Source organism: Ferrimonas sp., assembly GCF_048263965.1.
Lineage (GTDB): Bacteria > Pseudomonadota > Gammaproteobacteria > Enterobacterales > Shewanellaceae > Ferrimonas.
Genome location: NZ_JBLXDO010000031.1, coordinates 1 through 24,473, shown reverse-complemented (window position 1 = coordinate 24,473; position 24,473 = coordinate 1). Strand labels below are relative to the sequence as shown.

Here is a 24,473-nt window from a genome sequence, read left to right as displayed (position 1 = left end):
CATGAGCCAGGAATCCCGGGTCAAATTCAACCGCCGCCTGGCTGGCCAGATAGAGGCCAGCGAAGCGGAGCAGTGGGAGCTGCCTGATATGGGGGAGGAGATCGCCGAACCCTCCACTCTGGCACTGAACATCGCCAGCGGCGAACCCGAGCCTCAGGCCGACGAAGAGGAGGCTCCCGCGCCTCCCACCCTGGCGGAGATCGAATCCCTCCGCGAAGACGCCCGCCAGGAGGGTTATGACGAAGGCCTGAACCAGGGCACCCAGAAGGGCCTGGAAGAGGGGCGTCTCAAAGGGCTGGAAGAGGGGCACACCCAGGGTTACGAGCAGGGCCTGGAACAGGGGCTGGAGGAGGGCAGAGCCCGCATCCAGGCTCAGGTGGCTCAGTTGGATGCCCTGCTGAACCAACTGGTGGCTCCCCTTCAGGCGGTGGATAATCAGGTGGAACAGGAGTTGGTGGAACTGACCCTGCATCTGGCCCGTGCGGTGATCGGTTGCGAAGTGAAGAGCCAATCCGAGCCGCTGCTGCTGGCCCTGCGCCAGGCGGTGGATGCCCTGCCCAGCCGGGATCAGAAGGTCACCATCCAACTGTGCGCCGAGGATATGCAACTGGTGCGCGACAGCTACGGTGATGAAGAGCTTGCCCGGCGCCACTGGCAGCTGGAGCTGGAACCCAGCCTCAGCAGGGGCAGCCTCAAGGTGCTGACCCAACGCTCCGAGGTGTCCATGCCCCTGGCAGAGCGCATCGAGACCATCTTCAGTCAGTTTATCAATCAGCCTCGTCCCGCGGTGGATGAGCCTGACTACCCCCAGTTCCAGAGCGTGTCCCCTCAGCCTGAGGTGACCGACGCGCCCGCACAAAGCGACGCAGCGCAGCCGCCGGAACAGGCCGAGGCCCCAACTCAGTCTGCTGACCCCGAGGCTGACGCAGCCCAGGAGAGCCCGGGTCATGGAGCAGCGTAGTCAACGACTCACCCAGCGCCTTAAGGCATGGCACCACAATGTGGCCAGCAACAAGCCGGTGGCTTCAGGCCAGTTGTTGCGGGTGGTGGGGCTGACCCTGGAGGCCGTGGGTTGCCGGGCGCCTGTGGGCTCACTCTGCTCCATCGATACCCTCTCCGGCGAGATCCTGGCGGAGGTGGTCGGTTTCGATGATCAACTTCTCTACCTGATGCCCATCGAAGAGATGAAGGGCGTGTTGCCCGGAGCCCGGGTGACGCCCATTGGTGGCCGACGCGGCCTGGCCGTGGGCGATGCCCTGCTGGGCCGGGTGATCGATGGCAACGGCGAACCCATCGACGGCCTGGGCCCGCTGAAGACCCGCCACCGCGCCGCCCACAGCGCGCCCCTGCTCAACCCCATGGCCCGCCGGGCCATCAGCCAGCCCATTGATACCGGCGTGCGCACCATCAATGCCCTGCTGACCGTGGGGCAGGGGCAGCGTATGGGCCTGTTCGCCGGCTCAGGTGTGGGTAAGTCCGTGCTGCTGGGGATGATGACCCGGGGCACCAATGCCGACGTCATTGTGGTTGGCCTGGTGGGGGAGCGTGGCCGGGAGGTGAAGGAGTTCATCGAGGAGATCCTCGGCCCCGAAGGTCGTGCCCGCTCGGTGGTAGTAGCCGCCCCGGCGGACAACAGCCCGATGATGCGGCTGCGTGCCTGCGAAACCGCCACCCGAATCGCCGAGTATTTCCGGGATTGCGGCAAGAACACCCTGCTGCTGATGGACTCTTTGACCCGTTACGCCCAGGCGCAGCGGGAGATCGCCCTGGCCATTGGTGAGCCGCCGGCCACCAAGGGCTATCCGCCCTCGGTATTTGCCAAGCTGCCGAAACTGGTTGAGCGTGCCGGTAACGGCGGCCCGGGCCAGGGCAGCATTACCGCGTTCTACACCGTACTGACCGAGGGGGACGATCAACAGGATCCCATAGCGGATGCCTCCCGGGCGATCCTTGACGGTCACATCGTGCTCTCCCGTCAGTTGGCGGAGAGTGGCCACTACCCGGCCATCGACATCGAGGCCTCCATCAGCCGGGTGATGCCCATGGTCACCGAGCAGTTGCATCAGACTGCCGCTCAGATGGTCAAGCAGCTCTGGTCCGCCTATCGTCAGAATCAGGATCTTATTGCCATCGGTGCCTACTCTCAGGGGTCGGATCCTAAGGTGGATAAGGCGATTGCCATGCAACCAGCGTTCAACGCCTTCCTGCGCCAGGAGATGCGGCGTCCCGCCAATTACACCGCAAGCCTGGAGCAACTGGCCCGGCTTGCGGCCAACTGCAAGTACTAGGGATTAAGCCATGGCGGATCCCAGGCAGCTGGCAAAGGTACTGGAACTGGCGGATAAGGAACTGGAAGCGGCTCAGTTGCAGCTACGCAGTGCTCAGTCTCAGGCCAACGCCCTGCGAGAGCAGCTGAAAAGCCTGGAAGCCTTCCGTATGGACTATGTGCGCCAGGCGGCGGAGAAGACCGGCGATAAGCTGGCGGCCAACCATTATCAGCAGTACTACCACTTTGTTGCCCGCCTGGACGGTGCCATCGATCAGCAGCATCAGCAGATCCAGGCCGCAGACCAGGCGGTGGGTCAGTTTCAGCAGCAGTGGCAGAAGATTCAGCAGAAACAGAAAGCCCTGGCCCTGCTCATCGATAAGGAGCATGCCCGCCGGCGTGCCCGGGCAGACAGGCGGGAGCAGGTTGAGCTGGACGAGTTCGCCCTGCAGCAGTTTCTCCGCCGTCAGACTTAGGGTCTTCAGAGATGAACTGAGCCTGTTGGTGTCGGTTCAAAGTTGTGGCACGAAGCTTGCTCTTAACTTGGCATTAACGTAGAGCCGTCATCGGCCTCTGCCGATTCCATTGTCAGCCAGGAGTTGTAAGGACCTATGGAAGCTCGACTGCAGGTCACTCAGACCCCCTCGGTGCTCAGCACCGCACCCGCCTCAAAGGGCTCGTCCGACGACGGCTTCGAGGCGGCGCTGGCGAATGCGACAGACGCCAGTCAGGGCAAGGAGGCGCAGCACCAGGCCATAGAAGGCAAAAAAACAGAATTATCAGAGGCTTCAAAGACGGGCGTCGAGCCTGCCAAGGCTGATGACCGTACCGATTCTTCGAAGAGCAACAGCCCGGGCGATGCCCAGCCCAAGCTGAAAACCGATGAGCAGGCGCTGGAAGGTGAGGGCGGTGAGAGTGGCGAGCCAACGTCTCTGCCGCCACTGGAGGGCGCCCCCGACGCCGCTGAAAGCACAGATGCGAAGACCCCTGAGCTGCAGGAAGCAGTCTTGCCCAAGGTGGCAACCCAGACTGAGCCAGAGCGGCAACAATCTGCCCCCGGCAAGAGTCGGGAGGATACCGATTCCGCTGCTGAGGCAGGCAGCCAGGCCACGCTGACGACTGCGGCAGAGACGGATACGGTTGCGACTAAGATCAGTCAGGAGGGTGAGCAGGCGAAACAGCCCCTGGACAAGGTTGACCCGGTTAAGGGAGCCCCGTCTGCCGACAGTGAGTACCCGAAGCCCGATACTCCCGGCTTGAAGGTCGCCGGTGAGGCGAAGCTTCGACGAGGCCCCTCAGAGCGGGGACAGGAGAGCCGGGCAGAGGCGACATCCGCGACGCCGCGGGCTCAGCAGGCACTGGCCGAATCGAAGTCCGAGGGCCAGCAGTCTCAGGGTAAGACCGACGCCTCCCCCTTTGCCGTGCTGAATCAACCTGGTGGCGAGGGTGAGACCCTTGATGGCCAGGGCGAAGCGGGCGCCGAGGCCTCAGACAGCCCCAAGGTGGTTGCCAAACTGGACCTGAAAGAGACTCCGCCTGCGCCAGGTGGCGTCAAGGCCGAGCCGCACGCTGCTGCCGAAGGCAAGGCGTCCTCCCAGACCGACGCCAAAGAGGGCCCCAAGACGCTCTCTGGCAGTGAACTCCTGACTCAGTTGCAGGGCAGCCGGGAGGTTCAGACCAAACTCGATGGTGAGCCCCTGCCTCAGAAATTGGATGCGGCTTCCCGCCAGGCCATGGGCGACACTACAGCCATGGCCCAGGCCCCAGCCACTCAGAAGTTGTCTGGCGAAAGGCTGGACCCGGAGCTGGCCAAAGAGGTGAGCGCCCTGCAGGGCACTCAAGCCAAGGCTGAGCCCGGCTTGCGAAGCGCCCAGGTTACCGCCGAGATGACCCTGGCGACCCAGACCCAGCTGCCGGAGGCGGCGCCTTTGGCGGCCAGCGCAGAGCATGGCGAGGGAGTGGAACTGGACACGGCCCATCGTATGCAGCATGGCAGAACCCCTGAGGCAGGTCGTCCCGCCCAGGTCGAGGCTCAGCAGGCCGCCATGCGGCAGCCGGTCGCGGCGGAGCGCATGGCTCCGGAGCTGCGAGAGCGGATGATGATGATGATCAACAGTCGCACCAGTCAGGCGGAGATTCGTCTGGATCCGCCAGAGCTGGGTGCCCTGCAGATCAAGATTCAGATGAACGGCGACCAGGCTCAGGTGCAGCTCCATACCCAGCAGGCCCAGACCCGTGAGATGGTGGAACAGGCATTGCCCCGCCTCCGCGAGATGCTGGCTCAGCAAGGGATTACCCTGGCCGACACCCAGGTCAGCCATGGTGGTAGCGGTCAGGCTGGCACCCAGGAGGGCGAAGCCGGGGCCGATGGCTTGGCCATGGGGGGAGATGGTATGGTCGAGGCCAGTGATGAGGCCCTGGTCACTGTCCAGCAAATGACCGGCCGTAACGCCGATGGCGGTATCGATTATTACGCGTAATTCGGGGTATGTTACCCTGAACAGGTTTTAGAGAAAATGGACTGACAAGATGGCAGAAGAAGAGTCCTTACAACTGGAAGTGAACGAGCCGAAAAAGCGCCCCAAGTGGCTGATGATCGCCATCATTGCCGGTGCCGGCATCCTGTTGGCGGCCATTGTGGCCGGGGTCGTTATGCTTCTCAGCGATGACGATGAAAAGGGCGCCGAGCAGGTGGAGATCAGCACGCCGCTGACTCCGGGTGATGCCCTCTACGTGGGGATGCCACGGCCGTTCCTGTTCAATCTGCCCGGCGAAAAGCGCAGCTATCTGGTGCAGATTAAGGTGCAGATCCAGGTTCGTGGCTACCAGGACCAGGAGATTGCCAAGAAACATATCCCCCTGATTGAGGACTCTCTGCTCTCCACCTTCAGCGAGGCCGATGCCAAGCAACTCTCCTCCCGTGAGGGCAAAGAGGAGCTTCGTACCCAGGCGCTGATCAATGTGCAGACCACCCTTCAGGGAATTACCGGCAGGCTCGTGGTGGAACGGGTCCTGTTTACCGGCTTTGTAATGCAATAAGAGAGTCTGAATGAGCGATCTGCTTAGCCAAGACGAAATCGATGCCCTGTTGCACGGGGTAGATGAGGTCGAAGAGGATATTGAAGAGTCTGGCGGTCCCGATGCCAAGACCTATGATTTCTCCTCTCAGGACCGCATCGTCCGTGGGCGCATGCCCACCCTGGAGCTGGTGAATGAGCGCTTTGCCCGTCACCTGAGGATCAGTCTGTTCAACCTGATGCGACGCTCTGCGGAGATCTCCATCAATGGCGTGCAGATGATCAAGTTCGGCGAGTATGTGCACACCCTGTTCGTACCCACCAGCCTGAACATGGTGCGTTTCCGCCCCCTGAAGGGGACTGGCCTTATCACCATGGAGGCCCGCCTGGTCTTCATCCTGGTGGACAACTTCTTCGGCGGCGACGGTCGCTTCCAGGCCAAGATTGAGGGGCGTGAATTCACCCCCACCGAGCGACGCATCATCCAGCTGTTGCTGAAAACCGTTTTCGAGGATTACAAAGAGGCCTGGTCTCCGGTGATGGACGTGGAGTTCGAGTACCTGGATTCCGAAGTGAACCCGGCCATGGCCAACATCGTCAGCCCCACCGAGGTGGTGGTGGTCTCCTCCTTCCACATCGAACTCGATGGCGGTGGCGGGGACTTCCACATCACTCTGCCGTACTCCATGATTGAGCCCATTCGTGAACTGCTGGATGCCGGTGTGCAATCCGACAAGCAGGACACGGATCAGCGCTGGGGTAAGGCGCTGCAGGAGGAGATCCTGGATGTGCCCGTGGAGTTCTCCGGCACCCTGCTGGAAACCGAGATGTCCCTGAATGACATCATGGAGCTGCAGGTGGGCGACATCATTCCGGTGGAGATGCCGGAAGAGATGATGGTTCGGGTGGAGGAACTGCCCACCTTCCGCGGACGCCTGGGACGCGCCGGTGACCACAAGGCGATCCAGATCACCGAGCGCATTCCGCGGCCGGAAAGCTTTAAGTCCGAACTGCAGCTGATGCAGGGTCGCACTGGCAGCGCAAGCGACATGGCCCATACAATGTTGGAAAAACTGAAAGAGAGCTCAAGTGATGAGTAACGACGACGATCTGTTTAACCAGGACGACCTGGCGGATGAGTGGGCCTCGGCCCTGGCAGAGCAGGATGATGCGATCCAGCAGGTTGAGCTCGAGGATTTCAATGAGCCAAAGCCCAGCAGCAGCATCAGTGACGATGAGCGTAAGAAGCTGGATTCCATTCTGGATATCCCGGTTACCATCTCTATGGAGGTGGGGCGCAGCAGCATCAGCATCCGCAATCTGTTGCAACTGAACCAGGGCTCCGTGGTGGAGCTGGACCGGGTGGCCGGTGAGCCCCTGGATGTGATGGTCAACGGTACCCTGATCGCCCACGGTGAAGTGGTGGTGGTCAACGAAAAATTTGGTATCCGCCTGACCGACGTGATCAGCCAGACTGAGCGAATCAAGAAACTCAAATAAGATGCGATTCCTACTATTGCCCCTGTTGCTGCTCAGCCTGCCCGCCGCGGCTGAGCCGGTCTCCTCCGGCGAGCAGCTGGCCACCACCATCGCCACCCTGGTGGGCGTGGTGGCCCTGATACTGGTTCTGGCCCTGGTTGCCCGCAAAATGAACTTGCCCACCAAACTGGTGGGCAAGATTCGTCTTATCGCCAGCCTTCCCCTCGGTACCAAGGAGCGGGTGGCGGTGATTCAGGTGGGGGAGCAGCAGTACCTGATTGGCGTCAGCGCCGGCGGCATTCAGCTGCTGGACAAGCTGGAGACGCCCATCGAAGCGCCCCAGGGCGCCGACTTTGCCAAGGTGCTCTCCCGGGTGAACAAGGAGCCCAGATCATGAGGCGCCTGCTGACCTGGGCAGCCCTGCTGCTGCCGCTGATGATGCCGGCCCTGGCCCTGGCCAACACCGGCATCCCCGCCGTCACCGTGACCACCAACCCTGATGGCACCCAGGACTACAGCGTGTCGCTGCAGATCCTCGGCCTGATGACGGTGCTCACCTTCCTGCCCGCCATGGTGGTGCTGATGTCCAGCTTCACCCGCATCATCGTGGTGCTGGCGATTCTGCGTCAGGCCCTGGGCCTGCAGCAGACGCCGTCCAACCAGGTGTTGCTGGGGATGGCGCTGTTCCTGTCGCTGTTTGTGATGACCCCGGTGATGGACCGGGTCTACGAAGACGCGGTGGTGCCCTACATGGAGGAGCAGGTGACCGCGGTGGTGGCCCTGGAGCGGGCCAGCGTGCCGGTCAAAGCCTTCATGCTCTCCCAGACCCGGATGTCGGATCTCAACACCTTCATCGAGATCAGCGGCGTGACCGGACTGAACGGCCCGGAGGATACACCCCTGCGGGTGCTGATCCCGGCCTTCGTCACCTCCGAGCTCAAGACCGCCTTCCAGATAGGCTTCATGCTGTTTCTGCCCTTTCTGGTGATTGACCTGGTGGTGGCCTCGGTGCTGATGGCCATGGGTATGATGATGCTGTCGCCGATGATCGTGTCGCTGCCCTTTAAGATCATGCTGTTTGTGCTGGTGGATGGCTGGAGCCTGGTGATGGGAACCCTCGCCACAAGCTTCGGGGTGGGCACATGACCCCGGAAGCCTTCGTCGATCTGTTCCGCCACGCCCTCTATGTGATCCTGATGATGGTCTCCGCCATCATCGTGCCCGGATTGCTCATTGGCCTGGTGGTGGCGGTGTTCCAGGCGGCCACCTCCATCAACGAACAGACCCTCTCTTTCCTGCCGCGCCTGCTGGTCACCCTGCTGACCCTGGCTTTCCTGGGCCACTGGCTGGTGCGCACCCTGATGGAGTTCACCTTCGAACTGGTGGACAGGATACCTTCGGTGATCGGCTGATGGAGCTGCCACTGGAGGTGATCTTCGATTGGCTCAGGGCCCTGCTGTGGCCGCTGATCCGAATCAGCTCCATGCTGATGGTGATGGTCACCATCGGCGGCTCCTCCACACCGACCCGGGTGCGAATGGCCCTCTCCGTGGCCATTACCGCCGCAGTGGCTCCGGTGCTGCCAGCGCCGCCGCCCATCGAACTGCTCTCCGCCCAGGCGGTGCTGGTGACCGCCCAGGAGATCCTCATCGGCGTCGCCGCCGGCTTTGTCTCCCTGCTGGTGCTTAACACCTTTATTCTGGCGGGCCAGATCATCGGCATGCAGACCTCCCTGGGCTTCGCCTCCATGGTGGACCCAAGCAATGGTCAGCAGGTGCCTCTGGTGGGTCAGCTGTTCCTGCTGCTCTCGACCCTGATCTTCTTCCTGGTGGACGGTCATCTGCTGATGATCCGGATGATGGTGGCCAGTTTCACCACCCTGCCGGTGGGGCAGGGGCTGCTGCCCGACAACTTCATGGAGCTGGCCAGGTGGGGCAGCCTGATGTTTGCCGGGGCCCTGACCCTGGCCCTGTCGGCGGCCACCGCCCTGCTGATGATCAACTTCTCCTTCGGGGTGATGACCCGGGCGGCGCCGCAGCTGAACATTTTTGCCATCGGCTTTCCCATCACCATGCTGTCCGGTCTGCTGATCCTGTGGCTCTCCCTCTCAGGTTTCATGCCCCACTTCGAGGCGGCCTGGGACAACGGCCAGCAGACCCTCTGTTCCCTGCTCAGACTGCAATGTGAGGTGCGCTGATGGCGGAAAACAGCAGCGACCAGGAAAAAACAGAAGAACCCACGGCGAAACGATTACAGCAGGCCAAGGAGAAGGGCCAGGTTCCCCGATCCAAGGAGCTGGGGACCACCTTCGTGCTGGTGGGGGCGGCGGTCGCCATGATGATCTTCGGCCAGGCCATGGCCAACAGCCTGATGTCGGTGGCCACCTCCCTGTTCACCCTCAGCCGTAAGCAGGTGTTCGACGTGGGGGAGCTCTCCATGGTCTTCGGTCGCATCCTGACCGAAGTCGGCCTGCCGGTGCTGGGTTTCGTGCTGTTCCTCTCCGTGGCCGCCTTTGTGGGCAACATCCTGCTGGGGGGGATGACCTTCAGCTGGAAGGCGGCAGCACCGAAGATGAGCAAGTTCAATCCGCTGAGCGGTTTCAAGCGGATGTTTGGTATCCAGGCGGTGGTGGAGCTGGTCAAGGCGATCGCCAAGTTCTCCGTGGTGGCCCTGGTGGCCTGGATGCTCCTGAGCCTCTACTTCGATGACATCATGTCCATCTCCACCGGTACCCCATTGTCCGCCATCGCCGGGTCGGTCTCCCTGCTCAATAAGCTGTTCACCTTCCTCTGCTGCTCCCTGCTGATCATCGTCATCATCGACGCTCCCTATCAGGTGTGGAACCACAACAAGCAGCTGAAGATGACCAAGCAGGAGATCAAGGATGAGCACAAGGACAGCGAGGGCCGCCCGGAAGTGAAGGGCCGCATCCGTCAGTTGCAGCGGGAGATGTCCCAGCGGCGGATGATGAGCGAAGTGCCCAAGGCGGACGTGGTGGTGGTCAACCCGACCCACTACTCGGTGGCGCTCAAATATGACAAGGAGCAGGCCAGGGCCCCTCTGGTGGTGGCCAAGGGCACCGACGAAGTGGCACTGAAGATCCGGGAGATTGCCCGGGAATACGAGGTGCCGGTGATCAGCTCTCCCCAGCTGGCCCGAGCCATCTACTACTCCACCAAGCTGAAGAAGCAGATCCCGGACGGGCTGTTCACCGCCGTGGCCCAGGTGTTGGCCTACGTGTTCCAGCTCAAGCAGTTTCAGAAGGGCCGCGGCCGCCGGCCCATCCCCCTGCCTGACCGCATGCCGATCCCCGACGAGCTGCAGGTGGATAACGACGGCAACCCTCTGGAGCGGGAATAGGGCGGTTATCCGTGCCTAGGTTGCTTTTGAATGAGCCACCTTCCTGACCAAAGCCACTGGATCCCGGCCTGCGCCGGGAAGACGATGGTGCGAGTGAGCTTGTTGAGCACTTCGCAGTGATATCTGCACTTGGCCGCAGGTTCAAATAGAAGCCGTTCAGATCTCTGTGGATGCCCCAGCATTTGCTGGCTATAAGCTCGCTGGGTTTTGTCGTAATTACGCCCGTTGGCTTCAGGTTCGAATAGGAGCCGTTCAGACCACGGCGGCTCCCCCCAGCAGGGTCACTCCGGCGCATGCGGTCGCCCAGCGTCTTTTCTTTGGATATGTCCGGGTTGGCGACAGACACTGGCTCCCGGCCTGCGCCGGGAAGACGATGGTGCCAGTAGGCTTGTTGAGCACTTCGTCGTGACTTGCGCAGTGGGTTGCAGGCTTGAAAAGAAACCGTTCAGACCACGGCGGCTCCCCCAGCACAGTCACTCCGGCGCATGCGGTCGCCCAGCGTCTTTTCTTGGGAGATGTCCGGGTTGGCGACAGACACTGGCTCCCGACCTGCGCCGGGAAGACGATGGTGCCAGTGGGCTTGTTGAGCACTTCGTCGTGACTTGCGCAGTGGGTTGCAGGCTTGAAAAGAAACCGTTCAGATCACGGCGGCTCCCCCCCCGCACAGTTACTCCGGCGCACGCGGTCGCCCAGCGTCTTTTCTTGGGAGATGTCCGGGTTGGCGATAGACACTGGATTCTGGCCTGCGCCGGGAAGACGATGGTGCCAGTGAGCCTGTTGAGCGTTCGAATAGAAGCGGTTCAGACCACGGCGGCTCCCCCCAGCACAGTCACTTCGGCGAAGGCGGTCGCCCTATCTCGTCATCCAAGCGGTCGCTTTTACATCTATGCCCATGGCGAAGTAACCGCTTACCAACTCGCCATTCACAATGCTGGGCTTTTGCAGGCCTTCTCAGGAAAACTTGGTAAAGCGGTCATTTTCCGACGCAGATGCCTTAAGGCCTAGGGGTAAGCCAAACTGAAAAGCCAAATGACCATTAATGGGAGTTATTGAATTGTGGATTTTTTCCTCGGTAAATCCACCGCTGTAGCGGTTCTGAGGCGGGTTGCTGGTATACTCCTTGCTTATTGGGTAGCATGCCCTCCACGGCGTCAATTTTAAGACGGAAGATGAATTTACAGGCCAGCGCAAACACCCTATTCCAGAAATATGGCATCTACCTGAAAGGGATCGGCACACCGGTCATGGTTCTGGCGACCCTGGCCATGGTTACCCTGCCCATGCCAGCCCTGCTGCTGGATATGCTGTTCTCCTTCAACATCGCCCTGGCGCTGGTGGTCCTGCTGGTCTCCATCTACACCTTGCGCCCCCTGGATTTTGCCGCGTTTCCCACGGTTTTGCTGATCGCCACCCTGTTGCGGCTGGCGCTGAACGTGGCCTCCACCCGGCTGGTGCTGCTGGAGGGTCACAATGGCGGCGACGCCGCCGGTAAGGTGATTGAGGCCTTCGGCTCCGTGGTGATTGGCGGTAACTACGCCGTGGGTCTGGTGGTGTTCACCATCCTGGTGATCATCAACTTCGTGGTGGTAACCAAGGGTGCCGGCCGCATCTCTGAAGTGACCGCTCGCTTTACCCTGGACGCCATGCCCGGCAAGCAGATGGCCATCGACGCCGACCTGAACGCCGGCCTGATCAACCAGGAGCAGGCCAAGCATCGCCGGGAAGAGGTGGCCAAAGAGGCGGACTTCTACGGGGCGATGGACGGTGCCTCCAAATTCGTTAAAGGGGATGCCATCGCCGGCATCCTGATTCTGTTTATCAACATCCTCGGCGGCTTTGTCATCGGCATGGCCCAGCACCAGCTCAGCTTTGGTGAAGCGGTGGAGATCTACACCATGCTCACCATCGGTGATGGCCTGGTGGCGCAGATCCCCGGCCTGCTGCTCTCCATCGCTGCCGCCATCATCATTACCCGGCAGAACGAAGCCCAGAAGATGGGTGAGACCCTAGTCACCCAGATGTTTGACGATCCCAAGGTATTGATGGTGACCTCAGGTGTGCTGGTGGTGATGGGGCTGGTGCCCGGCATGCCCAAGCTGGCGTTCCTCGGCTTCGGTCTCACCGGTGCCGGCCTGACCTACTGGAGCTACAAGCGCCGTCAGCAACAGGCGGCCGACGCGGCCAAGGAGGCGGAGGAGACCGCCGTGGCCCAGCGTGTGGAGTCCGACACTAAGGAGCTCTCCTGGGAGGACGTCAACCAGGTGGACACCATCGGCCTGGAGGTGGGCTATCGCCTGATCCCGCTGGTGGACAAGGCCCAGAAAGGGGAGTTGCTGGCGCGCATCAAAGGGGTGCGCAAGAAGCTGTCCCAGGAGCTCGGCTTCCTGGTGCCGGCGGTCCACATCAGAGACAACCTGGATCTGGCCCCCAACGCCTACCGCATCAGCCTGATGGGCGTGGCGGTGGGTGAGGCGGAGATCCGCCACGACTGCGAACTGGCCATCAACCCGGGCCAGGTATTCGGTCAGCTGGAGGGGCAGACCACCACAGACCCGGCCTTCGGCCTGGAAGCGGTGTGGATCGGTCCGGACCGGCGTGACCACGCCCAGACCCTGGGGTACACCGTGGTGGACGCGGCGACCGTGGTCGCCACCCACCTCAGTCAGCTGCTCACCAACAACGCCTCCCAGTTACTCGGTTACGAAGAGGTTCAGCAGCTGCTGGATATCCTCGCCAAGGATTCGCCCAAGCTGGTTGAGGGGCTGGTCCCTGAGACCCTGTCCCTGGGCGTCATCGTCAAGGTGCTGCAGAACATGCTCAATGAAGGGGTGCCGGTGCGGGATGTCCGTACCCTGGTTCAGACCCTGGTGGAGTATGGGCCGAAGAGCAAAGACCCGGATGTGTTGACCGCGGCGGTGCGTATCGCGCTGAAGCGGCTGATTGTTCAGGAAATCAACGGCGCAGAGCCAGAGATCCCCGTCATTACTTTGTCTCCTGAGCTGGAACAGATATTGCATCAGTCATTACAATCCAGTAACGGCGAGAATACCGGATTGGAGCCTGGCCTGGCGGAGCGCCTGCAACGTTCTCTGTCGGAGATGGCTCAGAAGCAGGAGATGGTGGGTGAACCTGCCGTCCTGCTCACCTCAGGGGTGCTGCGCACCACCCTGAGCCGGTTTGTCAAACACACTATCCCATCCCTGAGGGTGCTGTCCTATCAGGAGATACCGGATGATAAGCAGATTCGAATCGTCCATTCCGTGGGCCAGTAAGCGGTAGGAGTGGGGAGTAACCTAAAGTGAAAATAAAGCGTTTTTTTGCCAAGGATATACGTACTGCACTGGCCGAAGTGAAAGAGACTCTCGGCACCGACGCGGTGATCATGTCCAACAAGAAGGTCAATGGCGGCGTCGAAATTGTGGCGGCCGTGGACTTTGACGATCAGAGTGGCGCCAGTATTCCGACGCCTAGCGTCAGCGCCCCCCGCTCTTCCACCGACCTGGCCGAGGACAGGGTGACCCTGGGGCAACCCCGCCCGAGTCGTCCGGCCCAGCCTCTGCGCACCGAAGCGCGCCGGCCCGCCCCCAGCGAGCCAGGTCCGGGTGACAGCCTCCGAGGCCTGCTGGAGCGTCAGCAGCAGCGGATGAAGCAGCGCGGCTTCGAAGAGGAGCAGCCCCGTCAGGCGTCTGGCCGCAATGAAGCCCTGCCGGACTGGGCCAAAGAGGCGTTCGGCAAGAAGGAGCAGCCTAAGAAGGCGCAGCCTCCTCGCGCCAAGGCCCGCACTGCCGATGCCCGCCCCAGCCAGGGGGCCCAGGAGCTCAAGGCGGTGCGTGACGAGATGGCCTCCATCCGTCAGCTGCTGGAGCACCAGGTGGCCGGCCTGATGGACCAGGACCTGGCCCGCCGTGAGCCGGTGCGGGCCATGCTGGCGGACAAGCTTCGGGAGAACGGCTTTCACCGCAGCGTGGCGGACCACTTCGCCTCCCTGGTGCCCGAGCACCTGTCCCTGCACGAAGCCCTGGGGCAACTGCCGCGACTGATTGGCGCCGAGCTGACCCAAACCACAGAAGAATCTTTAAGCCGGGGCGGTGTTATCGCTCTGGTCGGTCCAACCGGCGTCGGCAAAACCACTACTGTAGCTAAATTGGCCGCGCGATATGCCGCCCGCTATGGTGTGGATCAAGTTGCGCTGATCACGACCGATAACTATCGTATTGGCGCCAAAGAGCAGCTGGCCACCTATGGCAAGATCATGGGATGTCCGGTGCGAGCCGCCAGTAACGTGAAAGAGTTGGAAAATGTGCTGTACCAGCTGCGTAGCCGTCGATTGATTCTGATCGACACCGCCGGTATGGGGCAGAGAGACATGCGCCTGGTGGAGCAGCTGGATAACCTGGTTGCCGCCACTCGCCTGCCCATTCGTCCCTACCTGGTGCTCTCCTCCACCGCCCAATACCGGGTGCTGAAGGAGACGGTGGAACAGTTCCGCCGCATCGCCCTGGCCGGGTGCATTTTCACCAAGCTCGACGAAGCCCACAGCATCGGCGAAGCCCTCAGTGTACTGATTCAAAACGACTTACCAATCAGTTACCTTACCGACGGACAGCGTGTTCCCGAGGACCTGAGGATCGCCGAACCCGAGTACCTGGCACGCCGTGCCGTGGTGATCGAGGAGACGCAGGAGTGGGGTGAGCCCGTGCAACGACAGAGTGTGGCGGGCAGCTATGAATAGATGGTTTCTGCAGGATCAGGCAAGCGGACTAAGAAAGATGGCACAGCAAAAGCAAAAGATGGTAAAGGTCATCGCGGTAACCGGTGGCAAAGGCGGTGTCGGCAAAACCAATGTCTCCATCAACCTGGCAACCTCCCTGGCCCAAAAGGGGCAGAAGGTGCTGGTATTGGATGCAGACCTGGGTCTGGCCAACGTGGATGTATTGCTGGGGCTTCGGGTGAAGTACAACCTGTCCCACGTGCTGTCCGGTGAGTGCAAGCTGTCCGAGGTTCTGGTGGAGGGCCCGCAAGGGGTGTTCATTGTACCCGCGGCTTCCGGTACCCAGGCGATGGTGGAGCTGACTCCCGCCCAGCATGCAGGCCTGATCCGGGCCTTCAGTGAGCTGGAGGAGGAGTTTGATGTCCTCATCGTGGATACCGCGGCCGGTATCTCCGAGATGGTACTCAGCTACTCCCGGGCCGCCCAGGAGGTGGTTGTGGTGGTGTGCGATGAGCCCACCTCCATCACCGACGCCTACGCCCTGATCAAGATTCTCTCGCGGGAGCATGGCGTGTTCCGCTTCCGCATCGTCGCCAACATGGTGCGCAGCCTCCGTGAAGGGATGGAGTTGTTTGCTAAGCTCTCCAAAGTGACGGATCGCTTCCTGGATGTGGCCCTGGAGCTGGTGGCCACCATCCCGTTCGATGAGAACGTACGCAAGTCGGTCCGTAAACAGCGGGTGGTGGTGGAAGCCTTCCCTCGCGCGCCGGCGGCCATCGCCTATCAGGGACTCTCCAATAAGGTGATGAGCTGGCCGACGCCGGATAACCCTGGCGGTCACCTGGAGTTCTTTGTAGAGCGCCTGGTCCGCCGCAACATGTATGGAGAAGCGGTTGGTGAATAAGGCGGCGGCCTACACCCAGTTCGATAACCGGGCCTCCCTGGTGGAACGTTATGCCCCTCTGGTGAAGCGCATAGCCCACCACCTGATGGCCCGCTTGCCTGCCAGCGTCCAGTTGGATGACCTGCTCCAGTCGGGGATGGTTGGTCTGCTGGAAGCTTCCCGGAACTTCGACGCCACCAAGGGCGCCAGTTTCGAAACCTTTGCCGGCATCCGCATTCGCGGAGCCATGCTCGATGAGATCCGCCGCGGAGATTGGGTGCCGCGTTCGGTTCATCGAAACTACCGTCAGGTTACCGACGCCATCAAGGAGCTGGAAAAGCGTCTGGGTCGGGACCCCCGCGACAACGAAGTTGCTGATTATCTAGATATTCCAATCGATGAGTACCACCAGATGCTGAATGAAGCCAGCATGGGGAGGATGATTGGTATTGAAGATCTCGGCGTATCGGTCGATAGCTTTGTTGATGAGGATGCGCCACAACGTAACTTCGAGCAGGTGGCCCAAGAGCGGTTTCAGGAAGCCCTGTCAGCCGCCATCAAGAGCCTTCCAGAAAGGGAAGCCCTGGTTTTGTCGCTCTATTACGACGAAGAACTCAACTTGAAAGAGATAGGTCAGGTCATTGGCGTCAGTGAGTCGCGAGTGAGCCAGATCAACAGTCAGGCAATGATGCGCCTGAAAAGTCGTTTATCAAGTTGGCAACAATAAGTTTTAGATTAATAATGCTCGCTGCAACAGTGGCTCTTTGGGGAAACCCCGGTTGGAGGATGTTTTGAACACTAATATGAAGATTCTGATCGTTGATGACTTTTCAACAATGCGTCGGATCATCAAAAACTTGCTGCGCGATCTGGGGTTTAACAACACCTTCGAAGCGGACGACGGCAACACCGCTCTGCCCATGCTGAAAGAGGGTGACTTCGATTTCGTGGTCACCGACTGGAACATGCCTGGTATGCAGGGCATCGACCTGCTGCGCGCCATTCGTGCCGACGCCAACCTCAAGCACCTGCCCGTGCTGATGGTGACCGCGGAAGCCAAGCGTGAGCAGATCGTCATGGCTGCCGAAGCCGGCGTAAACGGGTACGTAGTGAAGCCCTTCACTGCGGCCACTCTGAAAGAGAAGCTCGAAAAGATTTTTGAACGCCTCAACTGATAGTCACTGGGAGCGCATATGCAACAGGACGCTTTGATCTCGTTGGATGATGCCCGTGAACTGGTGACCATGCTGGAACAGGGGCAAGTAGAACAGGCAAATCAACTGATTCAGATGGTGTCCGCACCTCTGAATCAGCAGCTGTTTGACGAAGTGGGAAAACTGACCCGACAGCTGCACGATGCATTGAGGGATTTCCAGCTGGACGATCGCATCTCCGATCTGGCCAAGCATGAAATTCCTGACGCAAAAGAGCGACTTAACTACGTTATTGAGATGACGGAGCAAGCCGCAAACCGTACCATGGATGCTCTGGACGAGAGCATGCCAAAAGTGTCCGACCTGCAGAACCGCATCAAGGGACTGCAACCGGGTTGGAACAAGTTGATGCAGAAGCAGATTGAACTGGCTGAGTTCAAGACCCTGTGTCACGAGATGGACGCCTTCATGACCACCTCTGTGGATGATGCGGAGCTGATCAAAGACCACCTCAACCAGGTGCTGATGGCCCAGGATTTCCAGGACCTTACCGGTCAGGTCATTCGCAGGGTGATCGATCTGGTGCGCGAGGTGGAAGAGAATCTGGTGTCCATGTTGACCGTGTTTGGTGAACAAGCGGACGTTAACCGCCAGACCGTGGACACGGCGGCGGCTGAAGGTCCGGTCGTGAGCTCGGAAAACAAAGCGGAAGTGGTTAACGGCCAGGATGAGGTCGACGATCTGCTTTCCAGCCTCGGGTTCTAAGGCCAGTTGACCTTTGGTGGTGAGACTTGACCGAGGATGGCGGCAATCAATTACGGGGTTCGATGACAGGCACAGTGGCCTTACGTCAAAATCGAACAGTGTAGAGTGGTTGTCGCCAGACCGGGCCCGCAGGGCGCAGCATACGGCCTGAGTCACTGGCCATTGTGAGCAAGCTCTCAGGGGATTTGCTCCGTAACAGTTAAACTTTGGCGCAAAAATATGCAGCAAAGATCAATAGGCCCTAGGAGTTAGGCGATGGGTTTTGACATAGATGATGAGATTCTGCAGGACTTTTTAGTCGAAGCAGGCGAAATTCTAGAGCTTTTGCAAGAGCAGTTGGTGGAGCTGGAGAACAACCCCACCGACGCGGATCTGCTTAATGCCATTTTCCGGGGGTTCCATACCGTTAAGGGTGGCGCGGGCTTCCTGAGCCTGACTCACCTGGTCGACGCCTGTCACGGCGCCGAGAACCTGTTCGACATGTTGCGCAATGGCCAACTCGATATGTCTTCGGAGCTGATGGATGTGATCCTTCAGGCTCTGGACACGGTCAATGAGATGTTTGGCTGCGTACAAAATGGTGAAGAGCTGGAACCTGCAGACCCAGAGCTGCTGGCCACCCTGCACGCCATCACCGACCCCAATACCCCATCGCCTTTCGATGCCCCTGCGGCGGCCCCCGAGCCCGAGACACAACCGGAGCCCGTGGTTGAGGCAGCCCCCGAGCCTGAGTCGGTCTCACTCAATGGCGGCGGCATTGACAGCATGACTCAGCCCGAGTTTGAGCACATCCTCTCCGGCCTAGATGGCGAAGCTGCGCCCCTGCCAACGGCAGACAGCGCTGCGCCCGCCGCGGCCTCCTCAGACAGCGACGAGATCTCCGACGACGAGTTTGAGAAGTTGCTGGATGACCTCCACGGCAAAGGCAAGTTCAGCGGTGAAGTGGCCCAGAAAGCCGACCCTGAACCCCAGGCCTCCGGCGCTGAGGGTGACCTGATCTCCGACGATGAGTTTGAGAAGCTCCTGGACCAGCTCCACGGTAAAGGCGGTGCCCCCGGTAAGGCGGAAGCGGTTGCCGCGGCCACTGCCGAGCCCGAGTCCGACGAGATCACCGACGACGAATTTGAAGCCCTGCTGGACCAGCTTCACGGCAAGGGCAATGCCCCCAAGGCCGTAGACAGTGCTCCGGCAGCGGCCCCACAGCCTAAGCCAGCTCCGGCGCCCAAGCCGGCAGCCGCAGCGGCCCCTCAGCCCGCTGCCGACGTTGCTCCGGCACCGAAAGCCGCCCCTAAGCCCGCGGCCAAAGCCAAGGCCGGCAAAGGCCAGGCTGCTTCCAGCGGCGAAACCACGGTGCGCGTGGATACCGCCCGTCTCGATGAGATCATGAACATGGTCGGCGAGCTGGTGCTGGTGCGTAACCGCCTGGTGAACCTGGGTGTGGAGCGTGAAGACGAAGAGATGAGCAAGGCTCTGGCCAACCTGGACCTGGTGACCGCCGACCTTCAGGGCTCGGTGATGAAGACCCGGATGCAGCCCATCAAGAAGGTGTTTGGCCGTTTCCCCCGGGTGGTTCGCGACCTGGCCCGCAGCCTCAACAAGGATATCTCCCTGACCATGGAAGGGGAGGAGACCGACCTGGATAAGAACCTGGTTGAAGCCCTCTCCGATCCCCTGGTGCACCTGGTGCGTAACGCGGTCGACCATGGCATCGAGATGCCGGATGACCGGGAAGCCGCCGGCAAGCCCCGCCAGGGTAACATTCTGCTGTCCGCCTCCCAGGAGGGGGACCACATCTTGCTGTGCATCCGCGATGACGGTGCCGGTATGGATGCGGAGAAGCTTAAAGGGATCGCCATCAACCGTGGCATCCTCGACGAAGATGGTGCCGCTCGCATGAGCGACCAGGAAGCCTACAACCTGATCTTCGCCCCGGGTTTCTCCACCAAGACTGAAATTTCCGACATCTCCGGCCGCGGCGTGGGGATGGACGTAGTAAAAACCCGCATCACCCAGTTGAACGGCTCGGTTTACATCGACTCACACAAGGGCAAGGGCACCATCCTGGAGATCAAGGTTCCCCTGACTCTGGCGATCATGCCGACCCTGATGGTGGAAGTGGGCAAACAGATCTTTGCCCTGCCGCTCTCCTGCATCAACGAAATCTTCCACCTGGACCTGAGCAAGACCAACGTGGTGGACGGCCAGTTGTCGGTGACCGTACGGGACAAGGCGATTCCCCTGTTCTATCTCGACAAGTGGCTGTGCCACGGTCCGGGCAGGGTGGAACGCGAAGACCAGGGCCATGTGGTAATAGTCCACATCGGCACCATGCAGGTGGGCTTTGTGGTGGATGGCCTCATTGGCCAGGAGGAGGTGGTGATCAAGCCACTGGGCTCCCTGCTCCACGGCACCCCCGGCATGGCCGGTGCCACCATCACCTCTGACGGTGGCTGTGCCCTGATTCTCGATGTACCTGGACTGCTGAAACAGTACGCCAAGCGTCAGTAGTCGTAGGGATGATTGAAGGATAGGTATGTCGATTAAAGTGTTGGTGGTGGACGATTCCAGTTTCTTTCGTCGCCGCGTGTCAGAAATCATTAACGCCGACCCCATGCTGGAAGTGGTCGGCACCGCCTCTAATGGTAAAGAGGCGATAGAACAGGTGCGCCGCCTGCGTCCGCAGGTGGTGACCATGGACATCGAGATGCCGCAGATGAACGGCATCGAAGCGGTGCGCGAGATCATGCGCACCAACCCGGTCCCGGTGCTGATGTTCTCCTCCCTCACCTATGAGGGGGCGCGCTCGACCCTGGAGGCGCTGGAAGCCGGTGCCGCCGACTTCCTGCCTAAGCGATTCGAGGACATTGCCAACGACCGAGCCAACGCCATCGCTCTGCTGCAGCAGCGGGTGAAGGCCATTGCCTCCCGTCGCAGCCTCAGTGCGCCGCGGCCAACGTCTGCGCCGGCGCCGCGCTCCACCGCGACAGCCACCCGCAGCGTGACCCAGCCCAGCACCCAGTTCTCCTCCGCGCGTCCGACGGCCAGGCCGTCCGCCAGTGAGGTGGGGGCGCCGCGCCTGCCGACCCGTCCGTCCGGCAAGGGCTATAAGCTGCTGGCCATTGGCACCTCCACCGGCGGCCCGGTCGCCCTGCAGAAGATTCTGACTCAGCTGCCGGCAGACTTCCCCCTGCCCATCGTGCTGGTGCAGCACATGCCTGCGGCCTTTACCCCCGCGTTTGCCCAGCGCCTCGACAGCCTGTGCAAGATCTCGGTGAAGGAAGCCCAGGGCGGAGAGATGCTCAAGCCCGGTTGTGCCTACCTGGCCCCAGGTGGCAAGCAGATGCTGATTGATGGCAGCAGTCGCGCCGCCAAGCTCACCATCCGTGACGGCGGTGAACAGCTGAACTACAAGCCTTCGGTGGACGTGACCTTCGGCTCTGCCGCCCGCATCTACAGCGGCGACGTGCTCGGCGTTATCCTCACCGGCATGGGCGCCGACGGCCGCGAAGGTTGTCGTATGCTCAAGCGGGAAGGGGCTCACATCTGGGCCCAGGATGAAGCCAGTTGCGTGGTCTACGGCATGCCCCAGGCGGTGGCCGCCGAGCAGATCTCCATGTACTCCATCCCCCTGGATAAGATGGCAGACTGCATCCTCAAAGAGGTCGGGCGCCGATGAGCAGCGCCTCAGGCTACAAGTTCAGGGGCTACCTGCTGGCGCTGACTGCCAGTGTGGCCCTGATCAGCCTGATGTGGGCCGTAGACAAGCACCACTACGCCGCCGAGTTGCAGCAGCAGCTGGTGAATGAGCAGGCTAGGAGTGCCCAGCAGCAGGAGCAGCTGGAGACCCTGGCCGAAGAGCTGCGCCAGTGGCGTCAGCTGGAGGAGCAGCGCCGGGAGATCCGCCGCCGCTACCAGGAGGCTCAGGAGAGCGGCAAGTCTGTGGTGCTGGAGAATAACGGCAAGGGTGTCACCACCTTTGCTCAGCCCCATGGCGGGGTAAAGATCACCCGGACACCCGACGTCCGGTAACAGTGGGGTTCCTCTTTGCAGGTCTGGACCGTATCCAATCAGAAAGGTGGTGTAGGTAAAACCACCACAGTCATCACCCTGGCCGGGCTTCTGGTGAAGCGCGGATACCGGGTGCTGGCCGTCGATACCGATCCTCAGGCCTCCCTAGGCTACTACCTGGGGGTGGACCCGGATGAGCTGCCCGGCTCCCTCTACGAGCTGTTCCGGGGTCACGAAGAGCTGGACCTGCCCATGGTGGAGTCGGTGATCGTGCCCACAGGCACGCCCCAGCTGGACCTGCTGCCTGCCAGCACCGCCCTGGCAACCCTGGACCGCACCCTGGGCACCAAAGATGGTATGGGCCTGATTCTCAAGCGCATCCTCTCCATGGTGGCCCATCGTTACGATGCAGTTCTTATCGATTGTCCCCCGGTGCTCGGGGTATTGATGATCAATGCCCTGGCAGCCTGTGACCGCATCGTGGTTCCGGTACAAACAGAGTTTCTGGCCCTCAAGGGACTGGATAGAATGGTTCGAACCCTGGATATGGTGGGACGGTCGAGGGGCACCCGTTACCCCTTCACCATAGTGCCCACCATGTTTGATAAGCGCACCCGCGCCTCGTTGCAGGCGCTGACCGCACTGACCCAGAAATACCCCAGGGACCTGTGGCACTCGGTGATCCCGGTAGACACCCGCTTCCGCGACGCCAGCCAGGCCCATCTGCCGCCGTCACACTTTGACGCCAGTGCACGTGGGGTTCAGGCTTACAGTCAACTGCTGGATGCCTTGCTGGACCAACAGGGGGTGGCCCATGTCTAAAGCCGCCGAAAAGGCGTTGATGGAGTACTTCGACGTGATGCTGACTCCCCCGAAGGAGCAGCTGGACGAGGTACAGAAGGCCAACGTCAGCCGTTTGCTGGAGCAGGCGGCGGAGCCCAAAGTGGCCCCCGAGCCACAGCCCGAGCCCGAGCCCGTGGCCGAACAGCCCGAGGTGGTGGCCCCGTCAATCGTGGTTGAAAAGACGATTGAAGCAACACAACATTCTGAGGTGGCTGAACCCGAGATAGAATCGGAGCTGGCCACCGAAACAGCGCTCCCCTCCATCGAGAACTGGCGGGAGGAGCTGGATGAGGAGTTCCAGTGCCTCTACTTCGAAGTGGCCGGTTTGGTAATCGCCGTCCCTTTGCTTACACTGGGTGGTATTAAAAGACTGGGCAAACTGAACCACCTTCCCGGCAGTCCCGACTGGGTGCTGGGGGTGCAGCTGGATGCCCAGGATGGAAAACTCAACGTGGTGGACAGCGGCCGCTGGTTCCTGTCTGACCGACCACAGAGTGATGCTGACGAGTGTGACTACAAGTTCGTGGTATGCCTGGGGGAAACTCCCTGGTCCCTGGCTTGTGAGTCCCTGTTGGATGCGGAGCCGCTGCTCAAGTCCGAAGTGAACTGGCAGTCGTCATCGAAGCGTCCATGGCTTGCCGGTATCGTACGGGATAAGAAGTGTGTGGTGCTCGATGTTCCTGAGCTGACCCGCATGCTGGATGCTGGTTTGGATATTACCGTTAAGGAGTCCTGATAGGATGAGTGAATTACGCGCAGCGGTGGGAGAGTCCACCGAAGGTGAAGACAAGGTGCTGCAATGGGTCACCTTCCGCCTGGATAACGAAACCTATGGTGTAAACGTGATGCAGGTGCGCGAGGTGCTGCGTTTCAGCGACATCGCCCCTGTGCCTGGCGCGCCTCACTACGTTCTGGGGATCATCAACCTGCGTGGCAACGTGGTGACCGTGATCGATACCCGAGCCCGTTTTGCCCTGCCTCAGGCTGAGGTGACCGATACCACCCGTATCGTCATCATCGAAACCGAGAACCAGGTGGTGGGCATCCTGGTCGACAGCGTGGCCGAGGTGGTTTACCTCAAGTCCTCCGAAATCGATACCGCGCCAAACGTGGGTACCGAGGAGAGCGCCAAGTTCATCCAGGGCGTAAGCCACCGCGATGACGAGCTGCTGATCCTGGTTGACCTCAACAAGCTGTTGACCGACGAAGAGTGGCAGGAGATCGCTGGACTGTGATCGAACTGATCCTCGCTGCGGCAGCCGCAGCCGTTTCCCTGGTTGCATTGCTGTACGCCTGGACGTGTCACCGTAAGATCAAAGGGGTTGAACGTAAGCAGGATGCCCTGTCACTGCTTCTGAAGGAAGCGGAGCGACAGAGGGACGGACTGCGCCGGGAACTCAATGAGCTGCGCAGCGGCGCCCTGGGCGTTGGCCGTAAGGTCAAGGGCCTGGAGGAGCAGTTGGCACACACCCAGGCTCGTCAGGACGAGATGTCCCATAACGACCCTGATGCTCGCCTCTACAGCCGCGCCATGAAGATGGTGGAGCTGGGAGCCGGCGTCGAGGAGATCGTCAAGGAGTGCGAAATCCCCATGGCAGAGGCCCAGCTACTGGTCACCCTGCACAAGGCGCCCAAATCCTAGAGGCGGTAATATCGAACCCAAAAGCGGAGCCCAGGCTCCGCTTTTTTGTGCCTGTAAAAAAGCGCTGCGGGAGTTCAGGCGCCCAATGGCCCTAAGCCACTGGGCGACCGCGTGCGACGGAGTGACTGTGCGAGGCGGAGCTGCGGAGGTTTGAATCAACTCGGTGCTAGCCTGAGGTTTCTATTGCACGACCTCTCGGAAAACACTGTGGCTTGCTACAACGTACTAAGCCATACACCCGCACAATGTCTTCCCGGCGCACGCCGGGATCCAGTGATGTGATGGACGCCCCCCTACGATACGGCGTCAAATGCGCCAGAATTAAGTTGCGACACATAATTCAGA

At 60.9% G+C, this 24,473-nt stretch carries 25 protein-coding genes; all 25 read left to right on the top strand.

Features of this window, described 5'->3' with window-relative positions:
* Position 1 precedes the first annotated feature (1 nt).
* The 25 genes from fliH to ACN0RV_RS18475 all read left to right on the top strand — a co-directional run bounded on the left by fliH (position 2) and on the right by ACN0RV_RS18475 (position 24,128).
* On the top strand, positions 2 to 961 hold the full coding sequence (gene fliH / locus ACN0RV_RS18595) for a flagellar assembly protein FliH (protein ID WP_417349994.1): 960 nt from the start codon (positions 2 to 4) through the stop codon (positions 959 to 961).
* Positions 948 to 2,288 carry a flagellar protein export ATPase FliI gene (fliI, locus tag ACN0RV_RS18590; RefSeq protein WP_417349993.1) on the top strand — a complete coding sequence of 447 codons (1,341 nt, stop codon included), beginning with the start codon at positions 948 to 950 and terminating at the stop codon, positions 2,286 to 2,288. Before fliH ends, fliI begins: the two co-directional genes overlap by 14 nt.
* Positions 2,289 to 2,298: 10 nt before the next feature.
* A complete protein-coding gene (fliJ, locus tag ACN0RV_RS18585; protein ID WP_417349991.1) occupies positions 2,299 to 2,742 on the top strand; it encodes a flagellar export protein FliJ in 444 nt (147 codons plus the stop codon).
* A 135-nt stretch (positions 2,743 to 2,877) separates the two neighbouring features.
* Positions 2,878 to 4,746, top strand: a complete 1,869-nt coding sequence (locus ACN0RV_RS18580; RefSeq protein ID WP_417349989.1) for a flagellar hook-length control protein FliK — start codon at positions 2,878 to 2,880, stop codon at positions 4,744 to 4,746.
* Positions 4,747 to 4,795: 49 nt separating this feature from the next.
* Positions 4,796 to 5,305 (top strand): flagellar basal body-associated protein FliL, encoded by a 510-nt coding sequence (fliL, locus tag ACN0RV_RS18575; RefSeq protein WP_417349987.1) that lies wholly within the window; start codon positions 4,796 to 4,798, stop codon positions 5,303 to 5,305.
* A 10-nt stretch (positions 5,306 to 5,315) separates the two neighbouring features.
* On the top strand, positions 5,316 to 6,383 hold the full coding sequence (gene fliM / locus ACN0RV_RS18570; RefSeq protein WP_417349985.1) for a flagellar motor switch protein FliM: 1,068 nt from the start codon (positions 5,316 to 5,318) through the stop codon (positions 6,381 to 6,383).
* The gene (gene fliN / locus ACN0RV_RS18565; RefSeq protein ID WP_417349983.1) at positions 6,376 to 6,783 is read left to right on the top strand and encodes a flagellar motor switch protein FliN; all 408 of its coding nucleotides are present in this window, start codon (positions 6,376 to 6,378) and stop codon (positions 6,781 to 6,783) included. The genes fliM and fliN overlap by 8 nt, the downstream gene beginning before the upstream one ends.
* A 1-nt stretch (position 6,784) precedes the next feature.
* Positions 6,785 to 7,159 carry a flagellar biosynthetic protein FliO gene (fliO, locus tag ACN0RV_RS18560; RefSeq protein WP_417349981.1) on the top strand — a complete coding sequence of 125 codons (375 nt, stop codon included), beginning with the start codon at positions 6,785 to 6,787 and terminating at the stop codon, positions 7,157 to 7,159.
* The gene (fliP, locus tag ACN0RV_RS18555) at positions 7,156 to 7,908 is read left to right on the top strand and encodes a flagellar type III secretion system pore protein FliP (RefSeq protein WP_417349979.1); all 753 of its coding nucleotides are present in this window, start codon (positions 7,156 to 7,158) and stop codon (positions 7,906 to 7,908) included. Before fliO ends, fliP begins: the two co-directional genes overlap by 4 nt.
* On the top strand, positions 7,905 to 8,174 hold the full coding sequence (fliQ, locus tag ACN0RV_RS18550; RefSeq protein ID WP_136854335.1) for a flagellar biosynthesis protein FliQ: 270 nt from the start codon (positions 7,905 to 7,907) through the stop codon (positions 8,172 to 8,174). The genes fliP and fliQ overlap by 4 nt, the downstream gene beginning before the upstream one ends.
* The gene (gene fliR / locus ACN0RV_RS18545; protein ID WP_417349977.1) at positions 8,174 to 8,959 is read left to right on the top strand and encodes a flagellar biosynthetic protein FliR; all 786 of its coding nucleotides are present in this window, start codon (positions 8,174 to 8,176) and stop codon (positions 8,957 to 8,959) included. Before fliQ ends, fliR begins: the two co-directional genes overlap by 1 nt.
* Positions 8,959 to 10,122: a flagellar biosynthesis protein FlhB gene (gene flhB, locus ACN0RV_RS18540; RefSeq protein ID WP_417349975.1), complete on the top strand. Its 1,164-nt coding sequence runs from the start codon at positions 8,959 to 8,961 to the stop codon at positions 10,120 to 10,122. The genes fliR and flhB overlap by 1 nt, the downstream gene beginning before the upstream one ends.
* 1,169 nt (positions 10,123 to 11,291) lie before the next feature.
* The gene (gene flhA, locus ACN0RV_RS18535; protein ID WP_417349974.1) at positions 11,292 to 13,394 is read left to right on the top strand and encodes a flagellar biosynthesis protein FlhA; all 2,103 of its coding nucleotides are present in this window, start codon (positions 11,292 to 11,294) and stop codon (positions 13,392 to 13,394) included.
* A 26-nt stretch (positions 13,395 to 13,420) separates the two neighbouring features.
* Complete coding sequence (flhF, locus tag ACN0RV_RS18530) at positions 13,421 to 14,854, top strand: flagellar biosynthesis protein FlhF (protein WP_417349972.1); 1,434 nt, start codon at positions 13,421 to 13,423, stop codon at positions 14,852 to 14,854.
* Positions 14,847 to 15,737, top strand: a complete 891-nt coding sequence (locus tag ACN0RV_RS18525) for a MinD/ParA family protein (RefSeq protein WP_417349970.1) — start codon at positions 14,847 to 14,849, stop codon at positions 15,735 to 15,737. Before flhF ends, ACN0RV_RS18525 begins: the two co-directional genes overlap by 8 nt.
* Positions 15,730 to 16,443, top strand: coding sequence for an RNA polymerase sigma factor FliA (locus tag ACN0RV_RS18520; RefSeq protein WP_417349969.1), 714 nt, complete (start codon positions 15,730 to 15,732; stop codon positions 16,441 to 16,443). Before ACN0RV_RS18525 ends, ACN0RV_RS18520 begins: the two co-directional genes overlap by 8 nt.
* Positions 16,444 to 16,507: 64 nt before the next feature.
* Complete coding sequence (gene cheY, locus ACN0RV_RS18515) at positions 16,508 to 16,891, top strand: chemotaxis response regulator CheY (protein WP_028110171.1); 384 nt, start codon at positions 16,508 to 16,510, stop codon at positions 16,889 to 16,891.
* 18 nt (positions 16,892 to 16,909) lie between these two features.
* Entirely contained in the window at positions 16,910 to 17,635 is a 726-nt protein-coding gene (locus ACN0RV_RS18510; protein ID WP_417349967.1) for a protein phosphatase CheZ, read from the top strand.
* A gap of 255 nt (positions 17,636 to 17,890) precedes the next feature.
* Entirely contained in the window at positions 17,891 to 20,143 is a 2,253-nt protein-coding gene (locus ACN0RV_RS18505; protein ID WP_417349965.1) for a chemotaxis protein CheA, read from the top strand.
* Positions 20,144 to 20,168: 25 nt separating this feature from the next.
* Complete coding sequence (locus ACN0RV_RS18500; RefSeq protein WP_417349963.1) at positions 20,169 to 21,311, top strand: protein-glutamate methylesterase/protein-glutamine glutaminase; 1,143 nt, start codon at positions 20,169 to 20,171, stop codon at positions 21,309 to 21,311.
* The gene (locus ACN0RV_RS18495) at positions 21,308 to 21,664 is read left to right on the top strand and encodes a hypothetical protein (RefSeq protein ID WP_417349962.1); all 357 of its coding nucleotides are present in this window, start codon (positions 21,308 to 21,310) and stop codon (positions 21,662 to 21,664) included. Before ACN0RV_RS18500 ends, ACN0RV_RS18495 begins: the two co-directional genes overlap by 4 nt.
* Positions 21,665 to 21,679: 15 nt before the next feature.
* Entirely contained in the window at positions 21,680 to 22,465 is a 786-nt protein-coding gene (locus ACN0RV_RS18490; protein WP_417349960.1) for a ParA family protein, read from the top strand.
* Positions 22,458 to 23,222 carry a chemotaxis protein CheW gene (locus tag ACN0RV_RS18485; protein WP_417349958.1) on the top strand — a complete coding sequence of 255 codons (765 nt, stop codon included), beginning with the start codon at positions 22,458 to 22,460 and terminating at the stop codon, positions 23,220 to 23,222. Before ACN0RV_RS18490 ends, ACN0RV_RS18485 begins: the two co-directional genes overlap by 8 nt.
* Positions 23,223 to 23,226: 4 nt before the next feature.
* A complete protein-coding gene (locus ACN0RV_RS18480; protein WP_286341954.1) occupies positions 23,227 to 23,721 on the top strand; it encodes a chemotaxis protein CheW in 495 nt (164 codons plus the stop codon).
* Positions 23,718 to 24,128, top strand: a complete 411-nt coding sequence (locus ACN0RV_RS18475) for a DUF2802 domain-containing protein (protein ID WP_286341955.1) — start codon at positions 23,718 to 23,720, stop codon at positions 24,126 to 24,128. The genes ACN0RV_RS18480 and ACN0RV_RS18475 overlap by 4 nt, the downstream gene beginning before the upstream one ends.
* The last annotated feature ends 345 nt before the right edge of the window (positions 24,129 to 24,473 follow it).